Raw genomic sequence first — 19,976 nt, forward strand, 5'->3', positions numbered from 1 at the left:
ATCCTCTTGGTGCGCTCAGCGGGCGGTCAGTTGGCGGCCGGGGAGCCGAAGTAGCGGGTGTTGGCGGTGGCGATGGCGTCCCAGTCGCCGCCGTGCGGGAAGCGGACCACGTCCCAGGTGGCGTCGAACAGCCGCTCCTCGGCGTCGGCGTCGCGCAGCGCGCTCGGCTCGGTGCCGGGACCGTCGACGAACACCGCGACGTTGGCGCCCGGGAGCCGGTAGACGAAGTCCGGGGCCGCGTTCGCGTCCGTCAGGAAGACGTCCTTTTCGTCGGGAAGCCGCAGGCCGCGTGCCTTCGCCCAGCCCAGGAAGTCGCCCTGCGCGGCCAGTTCGGACGCCGCCGCCTCGACGCCCGTGGGAGCGGCGGGAGAATCGGCCAGCAGCCGCCGGTACTGCTCCGACCGGGACTCACCCCGCGACTCCCGCTCCGCCGTCGCCGACGCGAACCGCACCAGCAGCCCGGCCACCGTGTGCCGGTTGATCTGGGCGTGGTCGAGCTGGTTGCCGTAAGTGAGCAGGCACTCGTAGCAGCCGAGTGCGCAGGCCCGTCCCGGGCGGTGTTCCTCGCCGCCCTCGTCCTTGCCGTCGGCCGAGAAGTGGCAGATCTCCAGCGCTCGGCGTGCCGCCTTCGCGAGCGCGTCGTCCTCGGCCTGGAGGCGGCGCAGCACGCCGGCTCCGCCCTCCGCCGCCTCCATGAACAGGATGCGGCGCCTCGGGCCGTCGTCCGGCGGCAGCAGCTCGCTGGACAGCTCGGCGTCCTCCAGCTCGAAGGCGGCCTCGATGCCCCGCTCCAGCGCGTACATCAGCGTCAGCGCGATCGGCTCGGGCAGCGCCTCGTCGAGGGTGACCACGACGATGTTGCGGCGGTCCTCGACGAACGGGATGACCCGCTTCTTGCGGCGCCGTTCGTTGCCGTCCGCGTCCACCAGCGGCAGCTCGCTGGAGTCGCCGGACGCCTCGGACGCGTCCTTGTCGTTCATCCAGCGGCCGTCGGCCAGATCCAGCCAGTAGCCCGGCGGTTCGTCGGTACGGGCGCGTACGCGGCCGGTGTTGGTGATGCGGATGGTGGCGGAGTCTCCGTAGGTGATCTGCGCCAGCTGGCCGTTCGGGTCGGCGATCGTCGCGTTGAGGCGGCCCTTGCGGATGCCGTGGTCGTGGAAGCGGTACGACGTCTCCAGCCGGAAGCCGGCCCGGCGCCGCTCCTCCTCGTCCGAGGAGATGCGTTCACGGCGGGTGGTGTACACGGTGTGCAAATGCAGCAGGCCGTAGGTCGCGGCGCCCAGCGTCTCGCCGCAGAAGCCGCAACGGTCCTCGCGCTCCTTGGGCTCGTGGTGGTAGCCGCAGTTCGCGCAGCGGCGGGCCTCGCCGGTGGTCAGCTCGCCGGAGGAGTCCGGCGGCAGCTGGATGCGGGTGACCTGGTAACGCGCGCCCTCATGGTAAATCAGCGAACCGGGGCCGAACTCGCGGATGGCGAGGAAGCGAGGCCGCTGGAGGTAGTCGCCGTCGCCGCGGCGACGGCCGATCGTCGGGATGTACGCGGCCAGCGGCAGGCGCGGGAAGCTGTAGCCGGGCAGGAAGCCCTCGGAAGCCAGGTAGCGGTAGGGATTGAAGTCGGAGAGGACCGACTTGCTGTCGACGCTCTCGTTCATCAGCAGGTTCAGCTGTGTCTCGGCCTCGCGGCGGCGGGCGTTGGCGCGGATGCGGTCGCCCTCTGTGAGGCTGTAGTCCAGGCGGCGCTTGTTCTGGACGTACTGGTCGTCCAGCGCGGCCCGGAACAGGCTGCGCCAGCGGTCGAAGGCGCGGTCGAAGCGCTCGGCGACGGTCCGTACCTTGTCGTCGATCCAGTCGTCGTGCCACCACGTGGTGTCCGCGAAGTCCTTGAACAGCGGGCCGAGGACGCTCAGTGCCGCGTTCACCGTGCGCCGCTGGGCGCCGTCGTCGTGGGCCGCGTCGCGGATGTCCGGCAGCAGGTGCAGCGCCGGGTCCGGGCGGTCGCCGGTGTCCGGGTACGACACGTCGAGCACCTCGGGGATGGCGCGGCCAAGGCGCAGGCCGGCCTCGGCGATCCAGATGCCCTGGAGGTGGGAGAGGACCAGGTCCTCGTTGGCCAGGTCCAGGCGCGGCGGGGCCACCGCGCCCGCCACCATCCGCTCGGAGCGGCGGAAGTAGTACTGGTCGTGGCTGTTGCCCGTCGCGCAGTACGTCGTCACCAGCGCGGGCTGGCCGCTGCGGCCCGCGCGGCCCGAACGCTGGGCGTAGTTGGCGGGCGTGGGCGGCACGTTGCGCATCATCACCGCGTTGAGCTCGGAGATGTCGACGCCCAGCTCCATCGTGGGAGAGCAGTACAGGAGCTTCAACTCGGCCTTGCGGAACGCCTCTTCGCGGGCCTCGCGGTCCTCCGGAGACACCTGGGCCGTGTGCTCGCGAGCGTACAGACCCGACAGCGCGTCGGCCGTCTCCCGGTACAGCTTGAGGAAGAACGTGTTGATGCGCGGGCCGTCGCCGCTCTGGTACGTGCGGGTCAGCGGGTCGTGCGCGCCCGACTCGCCCTTGCCCGCGCGCCAGACCAGCGACTGGGCGGCCACCCGATAGCCGGTCGTGACGGCGGACGACGACCTGCGGTAGCGCCCGGCACGCTGCGGGGTGACCTCCACTTCCTTGACCAGGCCCGCCTTGGTCAGCACCTTCAGCAGCTCGGCGATGATCAGCTGGAGGTCGTCCTGGTCCAGGTCGCGGAAGGTACGGTCCGCGCGCCGCAGGTACTTGCCGAACTTGCCGCGCGCCGAGAGGAACAGGCTCGAACGGTCCGTTCCGGGCCGGGAGGGGTACGGGTACGCGGTGCCGACGCGGGGCTTGTCGGCGGCGGACAGCACCCAAGGGTCGACCAGCCGCTCCTCGCTCGCACGCTGGAGGGAGTCGAAGGTGTCGTCGCGGAAGTACGACACGTCGATGGCGAGCGAGCGGCGCATCTCGTCCAGCAGAGCCTTCGTGACCTCGGCCCGCAGCGCCGGATCGGCGTCTCGCAACGCCTGGTGCGTGCCCTCCCAACGGTCCTGCTTGGTGGCGACCCAGGCCAGGTCCTCGTAGTCGATCTCCAGCAGACCCGTCTGTTCCAGGTTGGGCATGGTGATGCGCCAGCCGCGCTCGAGGTCGAGGTAGAGGCGAAAGGCGACCACGTCCCGCAGCGTGCGGGCCGCGTTACGGGCCAGCGACGGCGGCAGGTCGGCCTCGCCGGTGTAGTCGGCGGGGGAGATAGCGAGCGCGTTGGTCACCGCGGAGGCCAGCTCCTCGTGGTGCAGGCCGTCCTCGCCGGCGTCCAGCGCCGCCCGATACAGCGCCCCGCGCAACTGGGTGATCTGCACGAAGTCGTTGAAGTGGCCCGCCTGGAGAGAGGCGTCCTGCCGGTTGTCGACGAAGGTGAGGAGCTTACGCGCCTTCTTGTCGAGGGCCTCCTCCGGCACCGACTTCAGCGAGCGGACGATCGACGCCGAGACCAGCGAGGTCGCGGAGGAGCGGCCCTCCTGGTCCAGCGTCGCCAGCTTGGCGAAGTCGCGGCCGCGCGTCTGCTCGTACGCCACACCGCAGTGCAGACAGAACAGGAACGGCGACGGGATGAAGGCCGCCTTCAGCTCACCCTGGCCCTCGCGGCCGAACGCGTCGACGGTGACCGCCTTCGGCACCCGGTCGCGGTACGCGCGCTTGACGACCTCCTGACCCTTGTCGTCCAACTCCAGCCAGGATTCAGGCAGTCGGCGGTCGTCCACCGCGTACTGCACGTTGGACGGCCACTCGCGCTCGTGGTCGACGTAGAGGTAGCCGTCGCCCTGCCTGCCGCCGGTCGCGGAGGTGTCGCGGCGGGCCTCGTAGCGGACCTCACCGACCTTCTCCGTACGCCACACCGTCAGGTACTCCTGGCCGCACTCCCGGCAGAAGGCAAGCGGCATCAGCAATTTGCCGCCGCTGCCCGGCTGTTCGAGCTGGTAGGAGCGGGTGAGGTGGCGGGAGGACTTGTCCTCCAGGGTGACGTAGACCGTGTCGCCCTTGGAGAGGAACTGGTGCAGGCGGAAGGCGAACAAGGGCCGTTCGTTACGCGGGTTGAGTGCCTGCGAGCCGGCTTCCAGGGTGGCGCGGATCGCCTGCGCGCACTGCTCTTCGTCGACGCCCGACGTCTCGTGCAACTCACGCGCCGCGACCTCGATCTGCGTCGGCGGCCGGCGTACGAGGCGGCCCGTGGCGTCGTCCTCGACGAGGCCGAAACGGTCCTCGATCCAGCGAGCGAGAGGGTCCTGTGCGAGGTCGTCGTAGGCGCGCGGGGCGGGGGAGGTGAGGCGTTCGGCCGGCACGGTGTCGGGCGCCTCGCCGGTCGCCCGGACCAGGGTCTCGCCGATGACGTGTTCGGGGCGGACCGTCGTGCCGAACAGCGTGCTCGCCACACCGGCGACTACCTGCCGCTGGTCCTCCAGCGTGCCCTCGGTCGACATGGTGGCCGACGTGCCGATGCACTGCAGATCCTCCGCCTGGCAGGCCTCGCGGACCCGGCGGATCAGCAGCGCGACGTCGGCGCCCTGGCGGCCGCGGTACGTGTGCAGTTCGTCGAAGACGAGGAACTCAAGGCCCCGCGCCATCTTGATGAGGCTCGCCCGGTCGGCAGGGCGGGTCAGCATCAGCTCCAGCATCACGTAGTTGGTGAGCAGGATGTCCGGCGGGTTGTCGCGGATCTCCTTGCGCTTCTCGTCGTCCTCCTGGCCCGTGTAGCGGGCGAAGGTGACCGGCTCGCGGCCGGTGCCGTAGCCGTCGCGCAGGAACTTCTCCAGCTCCCGCAGCTGGCTGTTGGCGAGCGCGTTCATCGGATACACGATGATCGCCCGCACCCGCTTCGGAGCGTCCGGGCCCTCCTCGTCGCGCTCGTGCAGCACCTTGTTCACGATCGGGACGATGTAGGAGAGCGACTTGCCGGAGCCGGTGCCGGTCGTCAGGACGTACGACGCTCCCGAGGCGGCGGCGTCAATGGCGTCGCGCTGATGCTGGTGGAGGAGGAGCGGTCGGCCGTCGCAGACGGTGCCGCCCTCGGTCTTCTTCGCCTGGAAGATGCGGGCGCACTCGGGGTGCAGCACCTTCTGTTGGGCGAGCTCGACGACGGTGCCGCCACCTTGGAAGAAGGGGTTGAGCGACAGCCAGGGGTTTGGCCACTGGGACTTGTCGTCTAGGTCCTTCTCGACGTACGCCTTGATGCGCTCGTCGCGGATGACAGTGCCACCCTCCGTGAAGGAGCGGTAGTCACGGATCAGCGCCTGGTGGACGCCGAAGACGTCCATACCGGCGCCAGAGCCGGTCACCGGGGCGGGCTGCTGCGGCGGGGCGGTAGCCGGGGCCGGGGAGGCCTCGCGCAGGGGGAGCAGCGGGTCCCGCTCGCTCCAGGCGGGGACCAGGCTGGTGTCGTCCGCCGATACGGCGAGGGGGAGCAAGGCGTCGCGTACGGTCACGGCGTCAGCCGGGCGGTTCGCGGGGTCCTTGGCCAGCAGCCGGTCGACGAGACGGGCGAGCTCGGCGGGGACCTCGCTGCGGATCGCGCGGACGGGGCTGGGCTCCTGGTGGACATGCCGCTCGGCGAGCTCGTACGCCGACTCGCTCGTGAACGGAGGGACGCCGACCAGCATCTCGTACAGCACGCAGCCCAGCGCGTACAGGTCGGCGGCCTGGGTCACCTGCTTGGCCTGACACTGCTCGGGCGCCATGTAGCGGGCCGTGCCCACGCTGACGCCGGTGCTGGTCAGGCGGGTCTGGTCCGGGTCGTCGACGATGCTGCCCATGCCGAAGTCGAGCACCTTGACCGTGCCGCCCCGCGTGAGCATGACGTTGGCGGGCTTCAGGTCCCGGTGGACCACGCCCTTCGCGTGCGCGGCGGCGAGGCCGGCGGCGATCTGCGCGCCGATGGCGGCCACCCAGGCGACCGGGAGCTGCGATTCCTCCTCGATGAGGTCGCGCAGCGACTCGCCGTGCAGGAACTCCATCGCCAGGTAGGGCAGATCGTCGCAGTCCGCGGCGATGCCGCCGGCGATGAGCCGGGTGAGGTTGGGGTGGTCCCGCAGCGTCCGCATGATGGCCACTTCGCGGGCGAAGCGCTCCACGGCTTTGGTGTCGCCGCCGGTGTCGATCCGACCTCCAGTGCGGCGACGCAGGATCGTCTTCACGGCGACGGTGCGTTCGAGCGAGTCCTCGGGGGCGCTCAGGTCCTCGGCCTGGTGGACCTCCCCCATGTTGCCTCTGCCGATGACGCGCCCGATGCGGAATCTGCCGTCGACGAGCTCCTGGCTCACTGTCACTCCTCTGCCTACTGCTCGCGTTCTCACGGATCCCAACCGGAACGCGCCCCCTGATCTGCTGCCCACGGCCCATGGTGTCAGAACGGACAGTGAGGCAGTCGTTACCGTACACGACGGCCACCAAATTTCACAGGTGTTCAGTCCGTTGACATCGTCAACGTGACACCCCTAATCTCACTGTGAAGCGAGCGGGGGTGGGTGGCGTGCAGGATCGAACCGTCAGTGAAGTGGCTGGGCCTGACCTGAGAGCCGCGGTGGGGGAGCTGCTGTCTCGGTTGAGGTATGCCGCCGTGAACGGTTTCGTGCCCGAGTCGGTCTTCGCGCAGAACATGCAAACCCTGGGGCTCGGTCAGGCCGAGCGAGACCGGCTGCGGCGCGAGTTGGCCCGATTGGGCCTGCATGTCCAGGACGTGCATGTACATGTAGAAGCGGACTCTCCGAATGTGGAAAAGGTTGCACGAATTCGTGGGGAAAATGTGTTCCCCGGTGCTGACCTAGTGCAAGCGCTGTTGCTGCGGTACGCGGACACCGACGGATACGTGACCTCCAGAGCGGTGGACGGCGTCGCCCGGCTGGCAGGACTCGGTACGCGGCAGACGGCTGCACTGAGGGCCTGGACAAAGGTGCGCGACACCGATGGAGACACTGCGAGAGGCGATCCCTGCACGGACGAGACTCGGCCCGGAGGCGACGGGGGAGAGCCGTCGGCGTCGGAGAAGCCGGGAACCGGGGCGGAGGGCCGGGACATTGCCGCCGCCGTCGTCGCGGCGCTGGCCGTACTGGAGGAGGACCGCTTCCGCAGACGTCCCGGGGACTGTCTCCTGAAGGCCGAAGTCGAGGTCGGCCTCGCCGTGCTGCTGCGCGGCGGCGCGAATCTCATGGGGCAGGAGCCCGACGCCGAGGAATTGAGCAGGTTGCCCTCCGGTGATCTAAGGATCAGGGCCCGGAACTGCCTGGTCCTGCACAACCAGCGCCTTGTGCACTCGCTCATCCGCCCCTACCTGGAGCAGGGGTTGGATTACGAGGACCTGTTCCAGGTGGGGGCGCTCGGGCTGATGAGAGCCGCTCGCAAGTTCGATCCGGCCAAGGGATACAAGTTCTCGACGTACGCGACCTGGTGGGTCCGCCAGCAGATCACCCGGGCCATCGCGGACGAGGGCGCCCTCATCCGGATCCCGGTCCACATGCACGAGCAGATGCGCAAGGTGGCTGCTGCGGAACGCGCCCTCGCCGCGCAGGGGCGACCCGCGTCGGTCGTCGACGTGGCGGTGCAGTGCGACATGACCGTGCAGAAGGTGGAGGAGATACGGAAACTGAGCCGACGCACAGATTCGCTCGACCGAGTCATCGGTGACGGCGCCACGCTCGGCGACTTCGTCGGGGTGAGTCACGCCCTGCCGTCGGTCGAGCAGGGTGTGGTGAACACGCTCCTGCTGGAAGACGCCATGGCCGTCGTTGACACCTTCTCTGAGCGTGACGCCCGCGTCCTCGTCCGTCGTCTGGGCCTCGACGGCGACGAGCCCTCGACGCTCGACGAACTGGGGCGGGAGTTCGGCGTGACCCGGGAGCGCATCCGGCAGGTGGAGAGCAAAGCCCTCTCGGCATTCAGGGCCCGCCTGCGGACGGCCGGGGTCATCAGCGTCTATGAGGGCGGGAATGCGCAGGAGGCCGTGGAGTACTGGAAGTTGGCCCGGTCGACGCAACAGCGTGCACATGGCAAGGCGAAGGCCGTTGTCTCGGTCGACGAGCCGTCATCCCCAGCCGACAGCGCCCCGCCCCAGGCCGATGAGCCGTCATACCGAAACGAAGGGGAGGAGGCCGCGGCGGTGGAGGAAAGCGAGAGGGATACGGGGAAGGACATGCACGACGGTGTCATGGATCCCCCGGCTCCCACCTCGGTCACCCAGGCCGCCGAGCAAGAAGAGCCCGACGGGGCCGGCGAGCATGACGAGGTCGACGAGCCCGAGTCGCCCGAGGAGGGCAGCCCGGCCGAGCCGGTGCAGCGCACCGCGGACTGGGAGAAGGCCCTGCGTCTGGGGGCGAGGTTCGAAGGCGGCATCGACTGGCTGGCCGAATACGCGCTGCTGGCGCTGGGACAGGCCCAGCTGACGGTGATCCTCGGGCCTCAGGCCACCGCGGACGTCGTACGCGCTGCGCAGGAGCGAAGGATGCCGGACCGCCAGGTGCTCACGGCTCTGGAAGTCCTGCAGCGCGTCTTCGACACGCTGAGAAAGGCCCGGCTCCGGCCCGAGGACTTCTTCGAGCGGTCATCGGAGGCACTGGTCGGGCTGACCCCCAGGGCGTACCTGGCCAGGAAGCCGCTCGTGAACTCGGAGTCCCGCCTTGCCGTGCGCGATGCACTGCGGGAGCTCGCCGCGGGCATCCCGAGCCGACGGGCGCCCGAGGAACCACCGCCGGCGTCCGGTGCGCGCCTGGGCGGTGCCTCCGCTGGGGCCTCGAGCTGTGGAGCCACGAAGCCGGAGGGCGTGTCCGACGATGCACGGCCATCCACACCTGGGCTGGCCGACGGGAAGGGCCGGATCGAGACGATCCCCCGCCGTGGCGCATCCCCCGATGAGAGCGAGGAGAGCCCCCATCACGTGCCAGGGCACGATGAGGCGGTGGACGGGGCAGGAGGCTCTCCGGCGGCGGAGACAGTGCTGTCCTCTGAAGACCGGGATGCGAGACCACAGTCCGTCGCTGTCCAGGAAGAGAAGCAGGGGAGCACTGACGACGGCCAGTTCGTCGCCGGGCTCCGCCGTGAGCACGAGGCTGAGCTGGAGCGTGTGCGGCTCGGACACGAGGAGCGCCTCGCCCACGAGCTCCGGGTGCGGCAGGCCGTCGAGGTACGTGCCGCCGCCGCGGAGGTGGACACCGAGCGGCAGCTCGACGGTCTTGAGGACGTGCTGCTGCGGCGTATGGACAAGACACTGGCTCGTCGCGAGCAGTTTCTGCGGGCCGAGGCCGGAACACGGATCGAGCTGCTGAAACAGGAACAGCACGTGGTGCGGCAGGGGCTTGTCCGTCAGGTAGAGCAGGCAGAGGAAACTGCCCGAGCCGCCGCCGAGGACGGGGACTTCCACCGCAAACGGGCCGGGGAGGCGGACCGGCGCCTGCGGGAGTACCGCGAGGGAGCGGAGACGCGCATCTCCGAACTGGAGGCGAGACTTCGGCAGGCGGAGGTCGCGCTCGCCCAACGAGACCGGGCCGTCGATGCGGCCCGTCGGCACGCGGAGACCGTCGAGCAGCAGGCCGCCCAGCGCATCGCCCAGAGCGAGCACAACGCCTGGGCCCGCATCACCGAACTGCAGCAAGAGCTGGCTGTGGCCCTGGCAGCCGACACCGACCGCACCACGTTTCGGGACCGCTGGCGCCGGACCTGAAGCGCGCGGCCCAAGTCCCCGTACCTCTGAAGGAACAGCATGGACCCCAGACAGGAACTGGTCGCCTACCTGCACAGACAGCTCGTCGGCCCGGCGGGAGGAGACGAGGAGACACTCGACGCCCCACCGGACCGGCAGTACCTGATGGGCACTCTGTATCCCCAGGACGCCGATCTGCAGCGCCAGTTGGACCTGGCCGCCGAGGAACCGGACGGTGCCGGCACGGAGAGGGCGGCCGAGGACGCCGCTCCCGCCGCCGACCCTGTTGCGGAGTCGAACTCGTGGCTGCCCTCATCGCTCGGCCTCAGCCTCTACACCGACGCCGTCACCGTGGAGATTCGCTGTTCCGGTGCCCGCTACGAGACTCGCGCCGGTACGAGTGAACGGGGCCGGAGCTGGCAGCGCATCCCGCTGCCTGCCGAGACGCACACCCTCGGCCCCGACCGCGACCACGTGACCGTCCTCGATGCGCGCGCCGAACTCCGCGTCAGGCGCCGTGCGTTCGGTACCGGACAGCTGGTGACCGTGGCCCTGGTCAATGCGGCCCGGCACGAGCCGGCCCTGGGCAAGACCGCCCAGTGGGACCGCATGCTGTTCCAAGTGGAGCTGGAGGCACGGCCCGTCGAGGGCAGGGTGCTCCAGTACCCAAGCGTCCGCCTCGCCAGCCGCGACCCGGAGGAGCAGGAACTGCGCCTGCAGTACAGGCACGTGCGCACGCACGCTGTCGGACACGGCTGCGCGGTCGAGGAGCAGTACGACGATGCGGGGGACCAGGTCACGGCACTGCGGGCGGCCGTCATGCCGGAGGCCGAGGTCACCGGCGTACGGGCGGCTGGCCCCAGCGGTACCCCGGTGCTGAACCTCGGGCACCTTGCCGATCCCGACGTCCCTGTCGACCAACTGCGAGAGGAGCTATGGGAGTTCGCCGCCGACTACCGTGCGTGGTACGTGGGGCAGCTGAACGCGGACATCCCCGAGTGGGGACGAGCCGCCGCGGACCGCGTCCTGGGCCGTATCGCCGATGCCGTTGCCCGCATCGAGTCAGGGGTGCGCACCCTCTGTGATCCGTCCCGGCCCGAACTGCTGCGCGCCTTCCGTACCGCCAACCACGTCATGGCGCTCCAGATGCGCCATTCCGCCCCGGATCTGGCGGGGACGCGCAGGTCCCGCCGCGATGCCATACCCCCGGATCCGGAGCCGGCTCCCGATGCCGCCTGGCGCCCTTTTCAGCTGGCGTTCTTCCTGCTGGCCCTGGACGGAGTGGCCGACCCCCGGCACCGGGACCGGGCCGTCACCGACCTCATCTGGTTCCCGACCGGCGGCGGCAAGACCGAGGCGTACCTGTTGCTCGCGGCCTTCACCATGACACTGCGCAGGCGCGACCCCAATGGCGGTGGCACGGCGGTCCTCAGCCGCTACACCCTCAGCCTGCTCACCACCCAGCAGTTCCAGCGCGCGGCCACCACTATGTGCGCCCTCGAAACCCTCCGCCGGACGGACCCAGTCAGCTATGGTGACGAGCCCTTCTCGATCGGCCTGTGGGTGGGCGAGACGACCACGCCGAACACGTACGAAAAAGCCCGTGCGGCCTTCGATGACGTGCGCGCAGCCGCCCGGCCCGAGGACGTGTTCATCCTCGACCGCTGTCCCTGGTGCGGCACCCGCATCCTGCCCGCTCACAAGTCTCCCGACATCGGTGACTACGGCGTGCGCGCCCGAGCGGACTCGTTCGCCTTCTTCTGCCCGCGCGAGGAGTGCGTCTTCCACGACGAGCTGCCCGTCGCCGTGGTGGACGAGCACCTGTACGACCGGCCGCCCACGTTCGTCCTGGGCACCGTCGACAAGTTCGCCCGACTGGCATGGGAGCCCCGTGCCGGACGGCTGTTCGCGGCGGACGGTACGCAGCTGCCGCCGTCCCTCGTCATCCAGGACGAACTGCACCTGCTCACCGGCCCCCTCGGCACCACGGTCGGCCTGTACGAGGCCGCCGTGCTGGGCTTGTGCACCCGGCACGACGGCATCGGACCCAAGGTCGTGGCGTCGACGGCGACCATCCGGCGCTCAGGGGAACAGATCCGCGCCCTCTACGGAGGTGGCGGCCAGCTCTTTCCACCCGCCGGGCTCGACGCCCGCCACTCGTACTTCGCCGAACCGGACACCTCCCGCCCCGGCCGCCGCTACATCGGAGTCATGGCCCAGGGACACACGGCAGGCCGCGCTGCCGTCGCCGTGGCCGCCGCCATGTTGCAGGGCGCATGGGAGCTGCCCGAGGAACACCGGGACGCCTACTGGACACTCGTCGCCTACCACCACAGCCTGCGTGAACTCGGCCGGACCGTCACCGCTGCGGCCGATGACATTCCCGCCCAACTTGCCGGACTCGAGTCCGGCATGGGAACAAGGCAGTTGACGGATCACCAGGTGCAGGAGCTGACCAGCAACCTGCCGCGTGCGGAACAACCCGTACTGCTCGATCGGCTCGAGATGCGATGGGACCATCCGGAGTCCGTGTCCTTCCTGCCCTGCACCAACATGCTGTCCGTCGGCGTCGACGTGAAGCGACTGGCACTGATGCTCATGCAGGGGCAGCCCAAGACGACGGCCGAGTACATCCAGGCCACCAGCCGTGTCGGCCGCCACGCCGTGCCTGGCCTTGTCGTCACATTCTTCAACGCCACCCGGCCGCGGGACCGTTCGCACTACGAGACCTTCGACGTGTACCACCGCGCTCTGTACCGGCACGTCGAACCGACCAGCGTCACTCCGTGGTCCGTGCCCTCACGCCGCCGCGCGCTGCACGCCGCTTTCGTCATCCTCGTGCGGCATCGCCTCGGCCTCGCCGCGGAGAACCAGGCGGGGGCGATACTGCACCACCTGCCCGAAGCCGAGTCCCTCGTGGAGGAACTGGCGGCCCGCGCCGAGGCCTGCGAACCCGCCGCGGGCGACGCCGTGCGCAAGGAACTGTCGGACCTCCTCGCCGACTGGGAGGAAGCCGCGCGCGCAGCACGCAAGGACGGCCGGGAGCTGTTCTACCGCAGCCAGGGCAAGGGCCAGCCCAACCTCATCAAGAGCTTCGAGCAGAGATACGGCCTGTGGGAGACACCCAACTCGATGCGCAACGTCGACCGGGAGTGCCAGGTCATGGTGAAGGGAGCTGATCTGTGAGCCGCACACTGCGGGTACGCCAGTCCCAGACGGTGGTGCCCTTCGGGGTCGGAGCCGTCTTCGACATCCAGGGCGAGTCGTTCGTCGCCACTGGAATCGGCGACTGGCCGAGCCGGGGCAGACAGCAGGTCGACTCGCCCCGGCTGGCCTCCCGGCTCGGGGTGACCGGTTTCTACGCCGCGCCGGCGACGGCCAACGACCGGTTCGACACGCCGGACGCGCCCGGGGCGCCGTACATCCGCTTCCCGTCCTGGCTCTTCTGCGGTGCCTGCCGTCGCATGACCAGGTGGCGCATCGCGGACGAGAAGCCAGGCCGTCCGCCGCGCTGCCCGTCCTGCTCACCGGGGCGGTCGCTTGCGCCCATGCGATTCGTGCAGATCTGCCCGGCCGGACACCTCAGTGACGTCGACTGGTGGTTCTGGGCCCATTCCCGGCAAGACGCGGGCGAGCGCCGGCAATGCGGCGACCGCGACAAGCTGCGCTTCCTCGTCTCCGAACGCGCCTCCGGCCTCGAGGCGCTCTCCGTCGCCTGCACCGCCAAGGGTTGCGGAGCGGCCAGAGACCTGCTCGACATCCTCGGCACGCACGGCATGCGCTGCTCGGGACGCAACCCCTGGCAGCGGGCGAGCGAGGCCGTGGAGTGCATCAAGCCGGTGCAGGTGGTGCAGCGCACCGCGGGAAACCTGTACTACCCGATCGTTCACTCGGCGCTCGACATCCCCGAGACCGACGCACCGGCCGTCACCGACGACGCGCTCGCCGCACGAGTGCGCGGACACGATCTGTGGGTGTCGCTGTGCCGAGGCGCCGACTCACCACGGGCCGAGGTCTTCCGCTCGATGATTCGGGAGGACACCGGCGCCGACAACCAACTCCTCGACACCCTCCTCGCCGAGGAGACGGGCAGGCCCACCACGGGGACCTCCACCGGGACCGATACTCCCGACCGGCCCGACCTGAGCCGGGAGGAATGGGACGCCTTTACCGCTCCGACACCGCCGGCCACCCGCGACTTCGCGCTGCGCGAGACCACGCTCGGTCTCGCCGGCGAAAGTGCCGACCCCTGGGCGGGCCTCAGCCGCCGCCTCGGCCGGATCATCCTCGCCGACCGGCTACGCGAGGTACGTGCCTTGTCGGGCTTCACCCGGGTGTCCCCGGACGCCACCGTTGTCCCCGCCGACACCGCTCGGCGGCTGAGGTGGCTGCCCGCCGTCGAGGTCTTCGGCGAGGGCATCTTCCTCACCCTGGACAAGAGCGAACTCGCCGCCTGGGAAGCGGACACCAGGGTCCGACGCCGGGTCTCCGATATGCGAGCCGACCTCGACCGCTCCTTCCAGAAGGACCGTCTGGAGACCCTGACCGGACCGGAGCTGTCCCCGCGATTCGTGCTCCTGCACACCCTCGCGCATCTGCTGATCCGCCAGCTCTCCTTCGAATCCGGATACACGACGGCGAGTCTGCGTGAACGCATCTACGCACGCCCTGAGCAGGATCAATACGGCATCCTCGTCTACACGGCCGCAGGAGACGCGGAGGGAACCCTCGGCGGTCTCGTCCGGCAAGGTGAGCCGCACCGGCTCGCCGAGACCCTGCTCCGGATGACGGAGGCCGCAGCCTGGTGCTCGGCCGACCCCCTCTGCGCCGAGCACACCGGCCAGGGCTTCGGCAACCTCAACCGCGCGGCCTGCCACGCCTGCGCGCTGCTCCCCGAAACCAGCTGCGACACCGGAAACACCCTCCTCGACCGCGCCCTCGTCGTCGGCGGCGAACGGGTGCCTGGCTACCTGGAATCCATCGTCACCGCGGCCCGCGCCGCAGCCGCAGACGCCGTGGAGGAGATGTGACCATCACCTATCTCGACCTCACCCAGGAACAGCGCTCCTGCCTCGACGATCTGCCCTTCGATGGCAATCACCTCATCAGCGGTCCGCCGGGAAGCGGCAAGAGCCTCCTGGCGGCCCAGCGAGCCGTCATGCTCGCCCTGACGCGCACGCCGGTGGTCCTGCTGACCTATTCCAACCTGCTGCACCAGTCACTGGCCGGAGCCGTCCACGCCCTGGGACCCGCGGACCGCAGCGTGCGGGTGCGGACCGCGCACGCCTGGCTCACCGAGTGGTACGGCGGGAAGCCGCCCGGCGGTCCAGACGGCTGGTTCGACTGGCCCGCCTTGTACGAGCGGGCCGCGGCGACCGACCCGGCGCCCGGACTCACCCTGGTCGTGGACGAAGGCCAAGACCTGCCGCCGGAGTTCTACCGCCTCTGCCGACTGCTGGGAGCCCGCACCACCGTGTACGCGGACGAGTGCCAGCGTCTGACAGACACCAACTCCACGCTCGCCGAGATCGCCGAGCGTCTGGGCCGCTGCGCGCGCCACGAACTCGACGGCAACCACCGCAACACCCGGCAGATCGCCTCCTTCGCGGCCCACTTTCACACCGGAGCCGGCCTGCCTCCGATCCCCGAACGGGACGGCCCGCCTCCGCGGCTGCACCGCCTCCCGCAGCGTGGTGCCGCCGACCTGGTGATGCTGCTGGCCCAGCAGCATCCGCAGCACACCATCGGCGTGATAGCCCACTCCAAGCACACTCAGTTCTCATTGCTCGGCACCCTGCAGAACAAGGCGCCCAGACTCAAACCGCAGCTCTACACGTCCGATGCCTGGAAAGGGGGCCGCTACCACCGCCTGGACCTTGGCCGTCCCGGTGTCGTCCTGGTCCATCGAAAAAGCGCCAAGGGCCTCGGCTTCGACACCGTCGTCATCCCTGACACGCACACCGACGCCGCCACCGATCCCACCTCGGCCGCGCTGCGCATGGAGTACTACGTCATGGCCACGCGAGCCCGACGCGAGCTGCATCTCGCCTACGAAGGCGCATCCGAGCCGCCGCTGTTGGCGCAGGTGGGGCCGAGCGAGTTGCTGCGTGGCTGACACACATGGCACGCCACGGCGTGCGGGAGCGTGCAGGTCGGATCCGCTGCGAACAGGCCCGAGCCTCCACCAGAACCGGAGCGGTGCAGGCGACCTACTACGCCTATGCGCATGAGCGGCCGGCACTCTCAGACGGGAGATGCGGCAAGTCCCCCGGCGCGGAACCCTTTCCGCAGGACCGTAAGCTCCCAGAGTGATTGAGACCATCGTGTTGGACGTCGGCGAGACGATCACCCGGGACGACCGATACTGGGCGTCCTGGGCCGACTGGCTCGGCATCCCCCGGCACACACTCTCCGCGCTCGTGGGCGCGGTTGTCGCGCGGGGACAGGACAACGCCGAAGCTCTCCGCCTGGCACGCCCCGGAATCGACATCGCAGCCGAGTACGACGCCAGGGAGACTGCGGGCCGTGGCGAGGGACTCGATGAGAGCGACCTGTATGACGATGTCCGTCCGGCCCTTGCTGCACTCCGCGGTCTGGGCGTCCGGGTGATTGTCGCCGGCAACCAGACGCGCCGCGCGGGCGAACTGTTGCGCGCTCTTCAGTTGCCTGTGGACCTGATCGCGACGTCGGGGGAGTGGGGTGTGGCGAAGCCGCACTCGCAGTTCTTCCAGCGAGTGCTGGAGGTGGCGCAGGCAGACCCGGGTGGGACGCTGTACGTGGGCGATCACCCGGCGAACGACGTGTTTCCGGCGAAGGCGTCCGGCCTGCGGGTGGCCCACCTTCGCCGCGGACCGTGGGGGCACCTGTGGGCTGACGACCCGGACGTTGTTGCGGCGGCGGACTGGCGAATCGACAACCTCACCCAGCTCGCGGAGATCGTGGGGGCCTGACCGCGACCCTGCGGGCTTACCAGCCCAGGCTGGTAAGGCCGTTCGCGTAAACACGGTGTCGTGGCGCGGGTACGGTTCGAAGTGGACGTACGAACTGGAGCCAGCATGCCCGCACGCCCCAAGGGTGGAGTCGGCGCGCGGATCGCCTACTACCGCAGCGTCATGCGCCCCAAGATGACGCAGGAACAGCTCGCCGAGGCCGCCTGCGTGGCGCTCGGCACGATCCGCAAGATCGAGCGCGGTGAGCGTGGTGTCAGTGATTCCACCCTCGAGGCCATCGCGGACGCTCTCGGCGTCGACCCCACCCGCCTGTGGGCCGACCGAGGCTCGGCCCACACTCGCGTACACGATGCGCTGCCTGCGCTTTCCGCCGTCATCGCCACCCACGACCTTCCTGACGACGGCCCCGTCCGGCCCGCCGACGAACTGCGGGCAGCGGTCAGTGAAGCTGCCCGCTGGAGGCTGGCCGCCCAATACACGCGCATCGCCCGCAACCTTCCCGGGCTGCTTGCCGAGCTCGCACGCGCCTATCACACCGCTCCTACGGCACAACGAGCGGAACCGGCAGGGCTGCTGGTAAGCGCGTATCGCTCCGCGGATGCTGTCGCCTTCAAGTTCGGCGCCCGCGATCTCTCCGCCCGCATGATCGACCTCATGCGTTGGGCCACACGCGAGGCAGGCGACCCGCTGTTGTCCGCGTCGGTCGCCTACGTGCGCACGGAGACGTTCTTCGCCGCCCACGCCTACGCCGCCGGGCTGCGCGCCCTGGAACAGGCCTTGGACGCGGCCCCCGCGCCCACCACAACGCAGGTGATCGCAGCGCGCGGAGCGCTCCACATGCGCGCTGCCGTCATCGCCGGCCGGGCACGCAACAGCTCCGCTGCGACGACCCATATCGACGAGGCCCGCGCCCTGGCCGACCAGGTCCCCGAGGGCGTGTACTGCGGCACCGCCTTCGGCCCCCATTCCGTACGCATCCACGAGGTGTCAGTCGCCGTCAGCCTCGGCGACGACCAACTCCGTCGTGCCCTCGACGTGGCCGACGAATGGAAACCGCCGAAGGACCTTCCGGCCGAGCGGCGCTCTGGCTTCTACATCGAACTCGCCCGCGCCCAGCTGTGGTCGGGGCTTACGGACGACGCCTTCGAATCGCTGCAGGCCGCCCGCCAAATCGCCCCACAGCACACCCGCCAACACCCTTGGGTACGTGAGGACACAGCCACGCTGCGCCGGCTCAAGCGCGCCGACTCGGAGACCCTCACCAACTTCGCCGAGTGGTGCGCCGCCACCTGAGCGCCATACCCCAACTACCCCTCGCCGGGGTACTTGTGCCTCTTGCTGTCCCCCACCATCTGTCGCACAGGTTGAGACCAGCAGATGGGAGCCGGGGATGTCCAACGCACTCTCGCCCGCACCCACGGTCGTCGAAGGACGCGTGAGCATCGTCCGACTGCACGGCGAAGCCTGCTTCGACTGCGGGACCGTCGGCAAGACGCTGCGCGCGGCTGGACACGTGGTGGTCCGCGGCAACCCCGTCATGTGGCAGATCGTCACGTGCGGGTGTCGGCTCAAGGTCGCCGCGTGAACGCCGGAAACACACATCTCAGACCCGGGCGGCCTGGCAGGGCCCCCGGGCGTGGCCAACGCTGATCAGGAGCGTCGACATGAACGAGCGTACGGGCCCCCGTGCGACCCGCACATCCCCGCCAAGCGCCTTACCACTCGGGTCCGTTGACGAGTGGCTGGCTTCGGCACACCCGTCACCCAGTCAGGTGCGCGCCGAGTGGGGCAGTGCCGCGAGGATCGCGCTGATCCCCTTGGGACGGAACTTCGAGGCCATCCGCCTTCCCGAGCACACCGTTCACAGTGCGGCACAGAGCGACGAGCCGTCCGCCGTGGGCGCCTGGCTCGCTCGGTATCTGCGCGGTCCGGTCATCCACGATCCCGGATGGGTGCGGTTCCTTTCGAGGGATAGCTGAGCTGGGAAGACGCTGATTGACGTGTGGCGGTGCCGTCGTACTTCTACCGTGGCGAGGTGGAGGTGGGGCGCCATGGTGTCGTTGCCGGAAGAGCTCCAGGCGCGGGAGGCCGCGGCTCGACAGCGGGTGGAAGAACTCCAGGCTGAAGCTGCGGAGTTAGCTGCCCGGCTGGAGAAGGCCCGGGCGGATCTGTCGCGACTGGAGATCACGCGGGAGACCGTCGCGCAGGTGCTGGCGGAGTTGTCGGCTGCCCAGGAAGCGCCGGAGGTAGAGGTGCATGAAGCGCCGGAACCCAAGGAGGCGCAGGCGCCTCACGGTTTCGGGGTGATGGCGGTGCCGCCGTGGCGGGAGGGCCTGGTCGCCCAGGTGCTGCCGGACGTGTACCGGGACATCGTGGAGATCGTCGCTGATGCTTCGGGTCCGTTGCAGGCCAAGCAGATCGTGCCGCGGATCGGGCTGGAGGCCACGACGGCGAAGATCGAGGGGACGCGGGGGAAGCTGAAGCGTCTGGTGGAGCGGGGCTGGCTGGCCGAGGACGCGCCGGGCCGTTTCTCCCTCGCCCGCCATGACGGAGACGCCGACCGGGTCAACTCCCGGTGACCAAGGGGCTCTTCTCCGTAGATTCGAAGGTACCACCCAAACGAATCGCCAAAGAGCCGAAGAAGAGCCCCAGATGGAACCCTATGACGCCTTATCCGGGCCTGATGCGTATGCCGCCTCCCGTGGTGCCTTCGAACGCCTCATCTCGACGCTGGCCGGCGACCCGGCGCGGGGAATGGCCCATGACGAGCTGGAGGAACTGCTCGAACAGCAAGGACGTGAGTTGCTGCGGCAGTTGATGCAGGATCACCTCGACCTGCGGGCGAGGACGGAAGAGGCCGCGGCCCGCGTCAGCGCGGGACCGCCGGTGGTGCGGGGGCCGGAAGGCCAGACGCGGATCTGGCGGGAGACACGCCATCCCCGCTGGCTGACCTGCGTGTTCGGGCCGGTGCGGGTGACCAGGATCGCCTATCGGGGCCGGGGCCTGTCCAACGTGCACCCGGCCGATGCGGATCTGTCGCTGCCCGCCGGCCGGCACTCCCGCGGACTTGCCCGCCTCGCGGTCCTGGAGGCGGTCCGCGGCTCGTTCGACCAGGCCCAGGCCGCGATCGAGCGCCGATGCGGCAAGGTGCTGGGCAAGCGTCGTCTCAAAGAGCTGGTGGTCGCCGCCGCCGTTGACCTCGCCGCCTACTACACGGTGAAGATCCCCACTCCGTGCACCCGGGAGATGCCGCTGGTCCTCCAGATCGACGGCAAGGGTGTGGTGATGCGGCCCGAAGCACTGCGCGAGGCCACCCGCCGGGCCGCGGCCAAGAGCGCGGC

The 19,976-nt window shown here is 69.8% G+C and carries 9 protein-coding genes and 1 pseudogene; 9 read left to right on the plus strand and 1 reads right to left on the minus strand.

Annotated elements, in window-relative coordinates; genetic code table 11:
- Window positions 1-26 precede the first annotated feature (26 nt).
- Window positions 27-6,317, minus strand: coding sequence for a protein kinase (locus ABZ880_RS42170; protein ID WP_361274934.1), 6,291 nt, complete (start codon window positions 6,315-6,317; stop codon window positions 27-29).
- Between the two features lie 209 nt (window positions 6,318-6,526).
- Here ABZ880_RS42170 and ABZ880_RS42175 point away from each other — a divergent pair, with 209 nt between their 5' ends.
- The 9 genes and pseudogenes from ABZ880_RS42175 to ABZ880_RS42215 all read left to right on the plus strand — a co-directional run.
- Entirely contained in the window at window positions 6,527-9,706 is a 3,180-nt protein-coding gene (locus tag ABZ880_RS42175) for a sigma-70 family RNA polymerase sigma factor (RefSeq protein WP_361274936.1), read from the plus strand.
- A gap of 39 nt (window positions 9,707-9,745) precedes the next feature.
- A complete protein-coding gene (locus ABZ880_RS42180; RefSeq protein ID WP_361274939.1) occupies window positions 9,746-12,871 on the plus strand; it encodes a helicase-related protein in 3,126 nt (1,041 codons plus the stop codon).
- Window positions 12,868-14,715 carry a DUF1998 domain-containing protein gene (locus ABZ880_RS42185; protein ID WP_361274942.1) on the plus strand — a complete coding sequence of 616 codons (1,848 nt, stop codon included), beginning with the start codon at window positions 12,868-12,870 and terminating at the stop codon, window positions 14,713-14,715. Before ABZ880_RS42180 ends, ABZ880_RS42185 begins: the two co-directional genes overlap by 4 nt.
- Entirely contained in the window at window positions 14,712-15,800 is a 1,089-nt protein-coding gene (locus tag ABZ880_RS42190) for a DNA helicase (RefSeq protein ID WP_361274944.1), read from the plus strand. Before ABZ880_RS42185 ends, ABZ880_RS42190 begins: the two co-directional genes overlap by 4 nt.
- Before the next feature lie 193 nt (window positions 15,801-15,993).
- Window positions 15,994-16,635 (plus strand): HAD family hydrolase, encoded by a 642-nt coding sequence (locus ABZ880_RS42195; protein ID WP_361274946.1) that lies wholly within the window; start codon window positions 15,994-15,996, stop codon window positions 16,633-16,635.
- Window positions 16,636-16,740: 105 nt separating this feature from the next.
- A complete protein-coding gene (locus ABZ880_RS42200) occupies window positions 16,741-17,928 on the plus strand; it encodes a helix-turn-helix transcriptional regulator (protein WP_361274949.1) in 1,188 nt (395 codons plus the stop codon).
- Window positions 17,929-18,025: 97 nt separating this feature from the next.
- Entirely contained in the window at window positions 18,026-18,220 is a 195-nt protein-coding gene (locus ABZ880_RS42205; RefSeq protein ID WP_361274953.1) for a hypothetical protein, read from the plus strand.
- A 466-nt stretch (window positions 18,221-18,686) separates the two neighbouring features.
- A complete protein-coding gene (locus ABZ880_RS42210) occupies window positions 18,687-19,214 on the plus strand; it encodes a hypothetical protein (protein ID WP_361274956.1) in 528 nt (175 codons plus the stop codon).
- A gap of 73 nt (window positions 19,215-19,287) precedes the next feature.
- A pseudogene (locus ABZ880_RS42215) lies at window positions 19,288-19,976 on the plus strand (ISKra4 family transposase); the annotation flags it as partial.

Source organism: Streptomyces sp. NPDC047043, assembly GCF_040644055.1.
Lineage (GTDB): Bacteria > Actinomycetota > Actinomycetes > Streptomycetales > Streptomycetaceae > Streptomyces.

What these genes read in the sequence shown, in the direction of transcription:
- ABZ880_RS42210 (WP_361274956.1), top strand. Translation starts at nt 18,687, where the DNA reads ATGGTGTCGTTGCCGGAAGAGCTCCAGGCGCGGGAGGCCGCGGCTCGA.
- ABZ880_RS42205 (WP_361274953.1), top strand. Translation starts at nt 18,026, where the DNA reads ATGTCCAACGCACTCTCGCCCGCACCCACGGTCGTCGAAGGACGCGTG.
- ABZ880_RS42180 (WP_361274939.1), top strand. Translation starts at nt 9,746, where the DNA reads ATGGACCCCAGACAGGAACTGGTCGCCTACCTGCACAGACAGCTCGTC.
- ABZ880_RS42200 (WP_361274949.1), top strand. Translation starts at nt 16,741, where the DNA reads ATGCCCGCACGCCCCAAGGGTGGAGTCGGCGCGCGGATCGCCTACTAC.